The organism is Candidatus Pelagibacter sp. PS_37, from assembly GCF_059417825.1.
On sequence record NZ_CM182067.1, the window covers coordinates 194,019 to 206,435 of the forward strand.

General features: G+C 30.6%; 11 protein-coding genes and 1 tRNA gene. 9 read left to right on the forward strand and 3 right to left on the reverse strand.

Annotation, left to right across the window (positions count from 1 at the left end):
- The first annotated feature begins 25 nt into the window (after window positions 1–25).
- The 5 genes from ftsH to AC5SL9_RS01075 all read left to right on the forward strand — a co-directional run bounded on the left by ftsH (window position 26) and on the right by AC5SL9_RS01075 (window position 6,406).
- Window positions 26–1,912, forward strand: a complete 1,887-nt coding sequence (gene ftsH, locus AC5SL9_RS01055) for an ATP-dependent zinc metalloprotease FtsH (RefSeq protein WP_494574382.1) — start codon at window positions 26–28, stop codon at window positions 1,910–1,912.
- A 280-nt stretch (window positions 1,913–2,192) separates the two neighbouring features.
- Window positions 2,193–2,969, forward strand: coding sequence for a dihydropteroate synthase (folP, locus tag AC5SL9_RS01060; protein WP_494574171.1), 777 nt, complete (start codon window positions 2,193–2,195; stop codon window positions 2,967–2,969).
- Window positions 2,969–4,300 (forward strand): phosphoglucosamine mutase, encoded by a 1,332-nt coding sequence (gene glmM, locus AC5SL9_RS01065; protein ID WP_494574172.1) that lies wholly within the window; start codon window positions 2,969–2,971, stop codon window positions 4,298–4,300. Before folP ends, glmM begins: the two co-directional genes overlap by 1 nt.
- A gap of 1 nt (window position 4,301) precedes the next feature.
- A complete protein-coding gene (thiD, locus tag AC5SL9_RS01070) occupies window positions 4,302–5,114 on the forward strand; it encodes a bifunctional hydroxymethylpyrimidine kinase/phosphomethylpyrimidine kinase (RefSeq protein WP_006997300.1) in 813 nt (270 codons plus the stop codon).
- Complete coding sequence (locus AC5SL9_RS01075; protein ID WP_011281807.1) at window positions 5,114–6,406, forward strand: adenylosuccinate synthase; 1,293 nt, start codon at window positions 5,114–5,116, stop codon at window positions 6,404–6,406. Before thiD ends, AC5SL9_RS01075 begins: the two co-directional genes overlap by 1 nt.
- On the opposite strand, the gene rpoH is transcribed toward AC5SL9_RS01075, so the two are convergent.
- Window positions 6,403–7,284: an RNA polymerase sigma factor RpoH gene (rpoH, locus tag AC5SL9_RS01080; protein WP_494574173.1), complete on the reverse strand. Its 882-nt coding sequence runs from the start codon at window positions 7,282–7,284 to the stop codon at window positions 6,403–6,405. The genes AC5SL9_RS01075 and rpoH overlap by 4 nt on opposite strands.
- Before the next feature lie 54 nt (window positions 7,285–7,338).
- Window positions 7,339–8,319, reverse strand: coding sequence for an RluA family pseudouridine synthase (locus AC5SL9_RS01085; protein ID WP_494574174.1), 981 nt, complete (start codon window positions 8,317–8,319; stop codon window positions 7,339–7,341).
- A 23-nt stretch (window positions 8,320–8,342) separates the two neighbouring features.
- Between AC5SL9_RS01085 and AC5SL9_RS01090 the strand changes: the two genes are divergently transcribed.
- Window positions 8,343–8,419 (forward strand) — tRNA-Arg (locus tag AC5SL9_RS01090).
- A 16-nt stretch (window positions 8,420–8,435) separates the two neighbouring features.
- Here the strand turns inward: AC5SL9_RS01090 and AC5SL9_RS01095 are convergent.
- Window positions 8,436–9,368 (reverse strand): L-threonylcarbamoyladenylate synthase, encoded by a 933-nt coding sequence (locus AC5SL9_RS01095; RefSeq protein WP_494574175.1) that lies wholly within the window; start codon window positions 9,366–9,368, stop codon window positions 8,436–8,438.
- A gap of 20 nt (window positions 9,369–9,388) precedes the next feature.
- Here AC5SL9_RS01095 and AC5SL9_RS01100 point away from each other — a divergent pair, with 20 nt between their 5' ends.
- From AC5SL9_RS01100 to dxs, 3 genes are read left to right on the forward strand one after another with little or no spacing between them, the layout of a single operon-like run.
- Complete coding sequence (locus AC5SL9_RS01100; protein ID WP_006997295.1) at window positions 9,389–9,634, forward strand: hypothetical protein; 246 nt, start codon at window positions 9,389–9,391, stop codon at window positions 9,632–9,634.
- On the forward strand, window positions 9,624–10,496 hold the full coding sequence (locus AC5SL9_RS01105; RefSeq protein ID WP_006997294.1) for a polyprenyl synthetase family protein: 873 nt from the start codon (window positions 9,624–9,626) through the stop codon (window positions 10,494–10,496). Before AC5SL9_RS01100 ends, AC5SL9_RS01105 begins: the two co-directional genes overlap by 11 nt.
- On the forward strand, window positions 10,496–12,409 hold the full coding sequence (gene dxs, locus AC5SL9_RS01110; RefSeq protein ID WP_006997293.1) for a 1-deoxy-D-xylulose-5-phosphate synthase: 1,914 nt from the start codon (window positions 10,496–10,498) through the stop codon (window positions 12,407–12,409). The genes AC5SL9_RS01105 and dxs overlap by 1 nt, the downstream gene beginning before the upstream one ends.
- The last annotated feature ends 8 nt before the right edge of the window (window positions 12,410–12,417 follow it).

Consider the following 12,417-nt stretch of genomic DNA (forward strand, 5'->3'; position numbering starts at 1 on the left):
TAATTATTATCTTATAAGTATGAATATGAAGAATTTAGCAATGTGGGCAGTAATTGTTTTTCTAACAATAGGCCTTTATAATATGTTTAAGAACCCTCAAGCTAATGTAGGCAAAGGTAATTCTATTATATTTTCAGAATTTTTATCAGAAGTTGATAATGGTGGAGTTATAAAAGTTGATATTCAAGGAAACAATATTAGAGGAGTATTAGCTAATGGAAATACTTTTTCTACTTATTCACCGAATTATCCAAATTTAATTGAGAAGCTATCTGAAAAAGGGGTAAGTATATCAGCTGCTCCTTTAGAAGATAAGATGCCGTCTTTGTTTGGTGTTTTATTGTCGTGGTTTCCGATGTTGTTACTAATCGCTGTTTGGATTTTCTTTATGAGACAGATGCAGGGTGGCAAAGGTGGAGCCATGGGTTTTGGAAAATCTAAGGCAAAGATGATGAATGAATTAAAAGGTAAAGTTACTTTTGATGATGTCGCTGGAGTAGAAGAAGCTAAAGAAGAAGTAGAAGAAGTTGTTCAATTTTTAAAAGATCCTAAAAAGTTTAGTAGACTTGGTGGAAAAATACCAAGAGGATGTTTATTAGTTGGCCAACCTGGAACAGGTAAAACTTTACTTGCTAGAGCTATAGCTGGGGAAGCAGGAGTTCCGTTCTTTACAATATCAGGATCAGATTTTGTTGAAATGTTTGTGGGTGTTGGAGCCTCAAGAGTTAGAGACATGTTTGAACAAGGTAAAAAAAATTCACCCTGTATTATTTTTATAGATGAGATAGATGCTGTTGGAAGAAGCAGAGGTGCTGGTCTTGGAGGAGGTAACGATGAAAGAGAGCAAACTTTAAACCAGTTATTAGTTGAAATGGATGGCTTTGATACGAATGAAGGTGTAATAATTATTGCCGCTACAAATAGACCTGATGTATTAGACCCAGCATTATTACGACCAGGTAGATTTGATAGACAGGTAGTTGTTGGACTTCCAGATATAATAGGAAGAGAAAAAGTATTAAAAGTTCATATTAAAAAAATTAAAATGGCACCTGATGTAAATTTAAGAACAGTAGCTAGAGGAACCCCAGGTTTTTCAGGTGCAGATTTAGCAAATATAGTTAATGAAGCGGCATTACTTGCTGCAAGAAAAAATAAAAGACTAGTTACTCTAACTGAGTTTGAAGAAGCAAGAGATAAAGTGATGATGGGATCAGAAAGAAGATCCATGGTCATGACAGAAGAAGAAAAAACATTAACAGCTTACCACGAAGCTGGACATGCAATAGTAACTATTAATGAGGATGCGGCTCATCCAATTCATAAGGCAACAATCATTCCGAGAGGTCGTGCTTTAGGAATGGTTATGCAACTACCTGAGAGAGATCAGCTATCTCAAACAAGAGAACAGCTTCATGCTCAATTAGCTATAGCTATGGGTGGAAGAGTAGCAGAAGAAATCATATTTGGAGAAGATAAAGTTACAACTGGTGCATCTAGTGATATTGAACAAGCAACTCAAAGAGCAAGAGCTATGGTAATGCAAGCAGGCCTTAGTAAAGAGTTGGGACCAGTTGCCTATGGTTCGAATGAAGAAGAGGTATTTTTAGGAAGGTCTGTTGCGAGAACTCAAAATATGTCTGAAGAAACCTCAAAGAAAGTAGACTCAGAAATTAGAAAAATTGTAGATAAAGGTTATGAAAGAGCAAGAACAGTTTTAACTGAAAAAATTGACGATCTACATAAATTAGCTAAAGCTCTCTTAACATATGAAACACTTACAGGTGAAGAAATTGAAAACCTGATAAATAAAAATATATATCCAAGCAATAAAGAGGATTTAAAAGTTGAAGATGAAGATAAAGGTTCAGCTTTAAGTTCAATGGGTCTTAAGCCGAAAATAGTTCATTAAAACTAAATGAAAAAATATTACACAAGAGCGTGTAATTTTGCTTATGGTCAATTTTCAATTGAATTAGTTAGAAAAAAAAAATCTTCCACTAAATGGTAATAAGAAAATTTCTTTTGGACAAATTGAAATTCTTACACGAACTTCTATCAAAAAAATTGATCTTAAAGATATAAAAAAATTACCCAAACTACTGAAAAAAAAAATTAATAAAGATCTCAAGACTATCGTTAAAAAAAATAAAAACTTTTCAAGTTTAAATTTTAATAAAATACCTAATATAATGGGTATATTAAATTTAACACCGGATAGTTTTTCTGATGGGGGTAAATTTAATAAAAAGAAAAAAGGAATATCTCATGCAAAGAATTTATTTAAATCTGGAGCAGATATTATTGATGTTGGTGGAGAATCAACAAGACCTGGATCTAAACCTGTAAGTAAAAAGGAAGAATGGAATAGAATAAAAGAAATATTAAAAGATGTTAATAAAAAAATTCCACTATCATTAGATACAAGAAAATCAGAAATTATGATTAAAGGGATTCATTTAGGAGTTAAACTTATAAATGACGTGTCAGGTCTAAGTTATGACCCTAAAACAGTTAAGGTATTGATAAAAAGCAAAACTCCATTTGTCATTCAACATTCGCAAGGTACACCAGAAAAAATGCAAAAAAACCCTAAGTACAAAAATGAATTATTAGATATTTATGATTTTTTTGAACAAAAGATTAAATTTTTAAGATCCATGGGTATAAAACATAATAATATTGTAATTGATCCAGGAATTGGTTTTGGAAAAAATTTGAAACATAATATGAATTTAATTAGAAGCGTTTCTATTTTTCATACTCTTGGTTTTCCTATATTACTTGGACTTTCTAGGAAAAAATTTATTAAGGATTTATCTGGAAAAAATGATAGCAAGGAAAGATTAGGTGGAACAGTAGCTTCTTCCATGTATGCAATAATGCAAGGAGTTCAAATTCTAAGAATTCATGATGTGAATGAATTAAGACAAAGTATAAAGGTGTTTAAAGAATTAATTAAAAACTAATGGCAAAAAAATATTTTGGAACAGATGGAATAAGAGGTGCCGTTAATAGTAAAAATATTAATGGAGACATGTTTTTTAAATTTGGTCTTGCAACAGGAACTTACTTTAAAACTCAAAAAAAAAAGAAACAAATAGCAATAATTGCTAAAGATACGAGACTCTCAGGGTATAGTTTGGAACCTGCGTTAGTATCAGGACTTACATCGGCTGGTATGCACGTTTATACATTAGGCCCACTTCCAACTAATGGCTTAGCAATGCTCACAAAGAGTATGAAAGCTAATATGGGAATTATGATTACAGCATCTCATAACCCATATCATGACAATGGGTTAAAATTATTTGGACCTGATGGGTTAAAACTGTCAAATAAAATTGAAAAGAAAATTGAAACTTTAATTGATCAAAAGATTGAAAAATCTTTATCAAAACCAAAAAAATTGGGCCGTGTAAAAAGGTTAGAAACTGCAAATAAAGATTATATAAAAATTTTAAAAAGTAATTTACCAAAAGATTTTAATCTAAGAGGTTTAAGAATAGTAATTGATTGCGCAAATGGCGCTGGATATAAGGCAGGACCTGAATTATTAAAATCTTTAGGTGCTAAAGTATTTTCAATTGGAATAAATCCTAATGGTCTTAATATTAATAAAAATTGTGGATCTACTTTTCCAAATAAAATCAGATTTGCAGTAAAGAAATATAAAGCTCATATAGGAATTTCACTTGATGGAGATGCCGATAGAATTATTATGTGTGATGAAAAAGGTATTGTAATTGATGGAGATCAAATAATTGCTGCAATAGCAATGAGATGGAAAAGAAAAAAAATGTTAAAAGGAGGTGTAGCCGGCACGTTAATGTCTAACTATGGATTAGAAAAGTTTTTTAAACTACATAATATAAAATTCTTAAGATCAAATGTAGGAGATCGCTTTGTAAAAGAGAAAATGCAAAAAAATAATTTTAATTTAGGTGGTGAGCAATCTGGGCATATTATTCTAGGCAAATTTGCAACCACTGGAGATGGCTTATTAGTTGCTTTAGAAGTTTTATTTTCATTAAGAAAAGGAAAAAAAGCTAGTAGTTTTTTTAATACCTTTAAGAAAACTCCACAAATATTAGAAAATATTGATGTTAAAGACAAAAATATAATTAAAAATATTGATATTAAAAATTCTATAAAATCAGCAGAAAAATTAATTAAAGGTCAAGGTAGAATATTAGTTAGAAGTTCAGGAACGGAGTCTAAAATCAGAGTAATGGGAGAGAGTGATAATATTAAATTGCTTCAAAAATGTTTGAAAATCATTTTAAGAAAAATTAAATAAATTGAAACCAAAATCTAAAATATTAGTTATTGCTGGATCAGATTCATCTGGTGGTGCTGGCATCCAAGCTGATATTAAAACTATCACAGCTTTAGGTTCGTATGCCATGACAGCAATAACAGCTGTCACAATTCAAAATACAACAGGTGTAAAATCAATAGTACCAATTGATCCAAAGGAAATTTCAAATCAAATAGAATTTACCTCAAAAGACATTAAACCTGATGCCATAAAAATTGGAATGTTGCATTCTACAAAAGTAATAAAATCAGTAATTCATTCATTAAATCTTATTAAAGTTAAAAAAATAATTTTAGATCCTGTTATGGTAGCTAAAGGTGGTGCAAAACTTATTGATGATAAGGCAATTCAGTTATTAAAAAATGAACTAATTAAAAAAGTTAGCCTAATTACTCCAAATATTCCAGAAGCTGAAATATTAACTAAAACTAAAATAAGAACAAAAGAAGATATGATTTTTGCTGCCAGCATACTAATAAAATTAGGAGCAAAAAATGTTTTTATAAAAGGTGGTCATTTAGAGTCTAAAATTGTCCAAGATATTTTTGTAAACAAAAATGAAATTTTCATTATAAAAAATAAAAGAATTACAACCAGGAATACACATGGCACAGGTTGCACCCTTTCTTCTGCTATTTCTACATTCTTTTCATGTGGAAAAACCTTAAAGAGATCTTGTGAGCTTGCAACTAAGTATGTACACAATTCAATAAATTCAAACCTTAAATTCGGTAAAGGTCATGGGCCTATCAACCATTTAAGCTCAGTAACAATAGAAAAAAAATTTAGATAATGAAAAATGTTGTAGTTGTTGGATCTCAATGGGGAGATGAAGGAAAAGGTAAAATAGTCGACTGGTTATCAGACCAAGCAGATGTTGTTATTCGTTTTCAAGGAGGACACAATGCTGGACACACATTAGTAATTGATGGAACAACTTATAAATTAAGATTACTACCTTCTGGAATTGTAAGAAAAAATAAAATTTCTATTATAGGAAATGGAGTTGTTGTTGACCCGTGGGCACTATTAGAGGAAATAGAAGAAATTAAATCTAAGGGTGTTGAGGTTAATGTGGATAATTTTATAATTTCAGAATCTGCAAATCTTATTTTACCATTTCATAGAGAGATGGATGAAATAAGAGAAGATGCTGCTGGAAAAGGAAAAATTGGAACAACAAGAAGAGGAATTGGGCCAGCCTATGAAGATAAAGTGGGAAGAAGATCAATCCGTGTTATGGATCTAAGATCTGAGACTAATCTAGACCATAGATTGGAAACAGTGCTTCTTCATCATAATGCAATTAGAAAAGGGTTAGGTAAAAAAATTTTTGAAAAAGATAAACTTAAAGAAGAACTCTTAAAAATTGCTCCAGAAATATTAAAGTTTTCTCAACCTGTTTGGCTTAGAATTGATGAATTTAAGAAACAAAAAAAAAGAATATTATTTGAAGGTGCACAAGGAATACTACTAGATGTGGATCATGGAACCTACCCTTTTGTAACATCATCCAATACTGTTGCATCTGCGGCTGCAACAGGAACTGGTTGTGGTCCTAATTCTATTCATTATGTTCTTGGAATAACAAAAGCTTACACTACCAGAGTTGGTGAAGGACCTTTTCCAACTGAGTTAACAGATGATATTGGAGAATTGCTTGGTTCAAGAGGAAAAGAATTTGGGACGGTCACTAGTAGAAAAAGAAGGTGTGGTTGGTTTGATGGTGTTTTGGTTAGACAAACAATTAAAATTTCAGGCATAGACGGAATAGCATTAACTAAATTAGATGTTTTAGATGAATTAGATGAAATTAAGATGTGTGTCGAGTATGAGCTTGATGGCAAAAAAATGGATTACTTACCTGCTGCAGTTGAGGATCAGTTAAAAATTAAACCAATTTATAAAACTTTTCCTGGATGGAAAAGTTCCACACAAGGAATAAAGAATATTGAAAATTTACCAGAAAATGCAAAAAATTATATTTATGCATTAGAAGATTTTATTGGAACAAAAGTTTCAAGTATTTCAACAAGCCCTGAACGAGAAGATACTATTCTTTTAGAAAACCCCTTTGAGGTTTAGTTTACTGGAAGTAGATTTTTAGATTTAGCAGACAATAACATGTGTTTTTGAAGCTTCTCAAATGCTTTATTTTCAATTTGTCTAATTCTTTCTCTACTAATTTTGTATTTTTTACTTAAATCTTCAAGTGTTGTAGGTTCATCATTTAATCTTCTAGAGTATAAAATCTCTTTTTCTCTTTCATTAAGAATTTTTATAGAATCTTTAAGTAAGTTTTGTCTTTGACCCATTTCTTCTTGATGTGCAAATTTAAGATCATGATCAAGCTCTTTATCTACCAACCAGTCTTGCCACTCATCACCATCTTCTCCAACTTTTGCATTTAAAGAAAATTCTTTGCCAGATAGTCTTCTGTTCATTGAAATTACTTCATCTTTGTTGACATCTAACTTGTTTGCAATTTCAGTTACATGTTCAGGTCTTAAATCACCTTCAGATTGAGGAGCGATTTGATTTTTAATTTTCTTTAAATTGAAAAATAATTTTTTTTGAGCAGTTGTTGTTCCTATTTTTACTAAGCTCCAAGATCTTAGAATATATTCTTGTATAGAAGCTCTAATCCACCACATTGCATAAGTTGCTAATCTAAATCCTTTCTCAGGTTCAAATTTTTTAACAGCTTGCATTAGCCCAACATTTCCTTCTGAAATCATTTCATTTACTGGAAGACCGTATCCCCTGTAACCCATCGCAATTTTTGCAACGAGTCTTAGATGACTAGTAACAAGTTTTTCTGCAGCTTTAACATTTCCTGTTGCCTTCCAATTTTTTGCAAGCATATATTCTTCTTCTGCTGCCAGCATAGGAAATTTTTTAATTTGTTCCAGATAAGCTGATAAACCACCTTCATTAGAAAGTGCAGGAAGATTACTATTCATTGTAGTACTCATAAGTTGTATTTATTTAATTGACTATAGTATTATTTCAAGGTTTTATTTGCCAGTATTTCTAAGTAATACTAAAATATCTTCAAGTTCTTGTGGCAAAATTGAGGTAAAAACCATTTCCTCATTAGTTCTTGGGTGAATAAACCCCAATGTTTGAGCATGCAAAAATTGTCTATCTAATTTATAAATTAAATTTTCTAAATTAGTATCGATATTTTTAAGTTTTTTATATTTTTTTTTATATTTTCCATCACCCATAATACTATTACCCATATGTGTCATGTGAACTCTTATTTGATGTGTTCTTCCAGTTTCCAATCTGCATTCCACTAAGCTTAATGTAGGAGTTTTATCATTTTCAAAAATTTCAATTGTTTTGTAATTAGTGATTGCTCTTTTGCCTTTAGAATTGCTGACTTCCATCATCTGTCTATTTTTTGAGCTTCTAGTTATAAACGTATCAATTTTTCCAGAGGACGGTCTTAGTTTCCCCCAAATTAAAAGCTGATAAACTCTTGTAATTGTGTGCTCACTAAATTGATGTGATAAGTTTTCGTGTGTTTCATTATTTTTAGCAATAACTATTAATCCAGAAGTATCCTTGTCAATCCTATGAACTATGCCAGGTCTTAGTTCATCACCTATTGTTGATAACGAGTCCTTGTTATAATGCATTAAGGCGTTAACAATTGTTTCATCATAATTTCCTGCACCTGGATGCATGATTATACCTGCCGGCTTGTTGATTATTAGCAAATCATCATCTTCATAAACAATTTGTAACTTAAAATTATATGGCTTTAATGATGCTTCTTTAGGTTCTGGAATTTGAAGATTTATCTCATCTCCACTCAGTACTTTTTTTGAGGGACTATTAATAATTTGATCATTTATTTTTAATTTTTCTTTAAGAATTAAATTCTTAATTCTGGATCTGCTAATTAAGTTTTCTCTTTTATTGATGAATACATCAAGCCTGAGATTATTTTCATCTTCACCAACTATTAAATTAATGTTTTTTTCCATAAAATGTAATATTAATACTATATGCGCTTGTAGCTCAACTGGATAGAGCGCCTGACTTCGGATCAGGAGGTTCTGGGTTCGACTCCTAGCAGGCGCACCATAACCAAACAAAATGTCTAATACTTTGATGCCCTCCGCAATCTATCATTTATAGCTTTACCAAGTCCTATATTAGGAATCTTTTCCACAGCAATCGATTTATAACCCTCATTTTTTATTTTTCTTAGACACGAATAAAGGTTTTTTGCTGCTTCATCTAAATTACTTTTCGAAGTTAAATAAAAATAATTTTTTGGTTTAGTTTTCTTTTTCTTAATTATTATGAAAGCTTCGTCATTTTTTGGTTTTGTGACGTTCATTCTTAAAGGAATACCAGGAGAGTAATGTAGCCGTGATTGACCAGGGGTTATTTTTTTCTTAGGATTGGTAGATATATTCATCTTGAAACCTAAAGCTTTTTGAATTTTTGAAATATCTAGACCTCCTAATCTCAGTATAGTTGGTCTAGCTGTAAGATTAACTATTGTAGACTCTATTCCAATAGCGCAAGTACCTCCGTCTAAAATATATTTAATTTTATTACCGAATTCTTCTTTAACATCTTTTGCATTAACAGCACTTACTTTAGTTGTAATATTAGCACTAGGTGCAGCTAATGGATAATCTAGCTGTTTTAGTAAATTTTTAAATATTGTGTGTTTTGGAAATCTTACTGCTAAACTTTTCTTATTATTAGTTACATATTTTGAAATCTTAGAGTTTTTTTTTAATTGTAATACGTATGTTATTGGGCCAGGTGAAAATTTTTTATAAAGTTTAATAAAATTATCATTTATCAAGCAATCTTTTTTAAGAGAATCGATATCGTGATAATGTACGATTAAAGGGTTGTTTTTTGGTCTCTTTTTTAAATTATAAATCTTATTTACTGCTGAATTCTTGTATGCATTAGCGGCTAGACCATAAACAGTTTCAGTAGGTACGCCAATACAGTAATTTTTATCAAGGTATTTTTTTGCTTTTTTGATATTTGATTGATTAGATTTCATGTATTAATAATTATTATTATATGAAAGATAAAAATTTACCACTTGATAATAACACACTGTCTCTTGAGGAGTTAACAAAAGAGGCCAATAATATTATTGAATCTTTAGAGTCGGAGAAAGACTTGCAGAATTCAATTGATTCATATCAGCAATTATTAAAATTAAATAATATTATTGAAAAAAAATTCTATAAAACTTCAAAAATGATCAATGAAGAAACAAAAAAAAAAATTAACAATATAAATTCAAAAAAAAATGCAAAATAAACTTGCTAGAATAGCAAAAGATACAAACTTATTTTTAAAGCAATTTATTAAAGGACAAAAAAGAACAGAATTAATAGCTGCTATGGAATATGGGTTATTTCCTGGTGGAAAAAAAATTAGATCAAAAATTTTAATTGATATAGGAGCTATATTTAAAATTAATTATAAAACATTAATTTCTATTGGTGCTGCAGTTGAATGTATTCATGCTTATTCATTAATACATGATGATTTACCTTGCATGGATGATGATAAAATAAGAAGAGGAAAAATTTCTACACATATTAAATTTGGAGAATCAACAGCGGTACTAGCAGGAAACTCACTTTTAACAATGGCTTTTGAAATCTTGGTTAGTTCGAGCTTAAAGTTAAATGAAAAAATAAAAGTAGATCTAATAAAAAAACTCTCAGAGACTTCTGGACATCTAGGAATAGCTGGTGGTCAATATTTAGATCTTAGTTTTGAAAAGAAAAAAGTTTCTAAAAGTAAAATTATAGACATGGAAATAAAAAAAACAGGCAAGCTCTTTAGCTTTTGTTGCACTGTCCCAGTTATTATTAAGAGAAAAAGTAATACACAAATAAAGTTTTTTGAAAATATAGGGTCAAATATTGGACTTTTATTTCAAATTGCTGACGATTTAATAGACTTTAAGGGCTCTACAGTTATTGCTGGTAAGTTAACAGGTAAGGACAAGAAAAAAGGTAAAGCCACTTTAATCAGTTTACTAGGATATCAAAATGCTATTAAATATGCTGATAAAATTAAGTCTAAAATAATTAAAGATTTAAATAAATATAGTTCAAACACTAACAGTTTAAATGAAACCCTAGACTACATTTTAAAAAGAAATAAATAATGCAAAACTATAAATTTCTCAAAGATATTAATTTTCCTTCTGACTTAAGAAAATTATCAGAGAACGATCTTCAAGAAGTTTCTAACGAAGTTAGAAAAGAGATGATTGATGCAGTATCTGAAACAGGAGGACACTTAGGTGCAGGTCTTGGGGTTGTTGAGCTAACCGTAGCTTTACATTACGTATTTGATACTCCAAATGACAGACTAATTTGGGATGTGGGTCATCAAACTTATCCACATAAAATTTTGACTGGAAGAAAATCAAAAATTAAAACATTGAGACAAGGTAATGGATTGTCTGGTTTTACAAAAAGATCTGAAAGTGAGTATGATCCATTTGGTGCAGCACATAGCTCAACATCAATATCATCAGCTCTAGGCATGGCAGAAGCAAATAAGTTATCAAATAAATCAAGTAATATAATCGCAGTTATAGGAGATGGAGCAATTAGTGCAGGTATGGCATATGAGGCTATGAATAACGCAGGTGCTTCAAAAACTAAAATGATTGTTATTTTAAATGATAACGATATGTCGATTGCAAAACCAGTAGGTGCTATGAGAACTTATTTAGCTAAACTGTTAACAGGAAAAATTTATTTCAGTTTAAGGGAAACTTTTAAATTAATAGTTTCTGCTTTTTCTAAAAGATTTAGTGCTAAAGCTGGAAAAGCTGAGGATTTTTTAAGATCAGCTGTAACTGGTGGTACTCTTTTTAATTCTTTAGGCTTTTATTATGTTGGTCCAATAGATGGACATGATTTGTCTACACTCATACCAATTTTAAAAAATGCAAGAGACTCAAAGCATCAAGGTCCAATTATGATTCATATAAAAACTCAAAAAGGTAAAGGATATTCTTATGCTGAAAAAGCTAGTGATCATTATCACGGTGTTTCAAAATTTAATGTTGTAACTGGCGAACAGGTAAAAAGTGGAACAAATCTTCCAGCTTATACAAAGGTTTTTGCAAACACTTTAGTGAAACATGCAGAAAGAGACAGTAAAGTTGTAGGAGTTACTGCTGCTATGCCAGGTGGAACGGGTATGGATATTTTTGCCAAAGATTTTCCAAAAAGAATGTTTGATGTTGGAATTGCTGAGCAGCATGCTGTTACTTTTGCAGCAGGGTTAGCCACTGAAGGCTATAAGCCATATGTTGCAATCTATTCGACTTTTTTACAAAGAGCTTATGATCAAGTGGTTCATGATGTGGCTATTCAAAGTTTACCTGTGAGATTTATTATAGATAGAGCAGGTTTAGTAGGTGCTGATGGATCAACTCATGCTGGCTCATTCGATATTACTTATCTTTCTACTCTTCCTAATTTTATAGTAATGGCACCTAGTGATGAAGCAGAATTAGTTAAAATGATAAATACATCGATGTCAATCAATAACAAACCTTGTGCTATTAGATACCCAAGAGGAAATGGCATAGGAGTGGAATTACCATCAATAGATGAGAACATAGAGATTGGAAAAGGAAGAGTTATTCAAGAAGGGAAACAGGTTTGTATTTTAAGTATAGGAACTAGATTGGAAGAATGTAAAATTGCAGCAGCAGAATTAAAAAATAAAGGAATTGAGTCAACGATAGTTGACGCTCGTTTTGCTAAACCCTTGGACCAAGAACTTATTTTAAAATGTGCGCGAGAACATGAGGTTATGATTACTGTAGAAGAGGGATCTATTGGAGGTTTTGGCTCTCACGTAGAAAATTTATTATCAGAAAAAGGTATATTTGATAAAGGTTTAAAATTTAGAACCATGATATTGCCTGATATTTTCATCGAACAAGATAGTCCAAAAAAAATGTATGATGTTGCTGGTCTTAACGCATCTCAAATATCAAAAAAAATACTAGACATCTTATTTACAAAAGAGTCGATAAAAGTAGTTAAAAATTAAATTTAAAA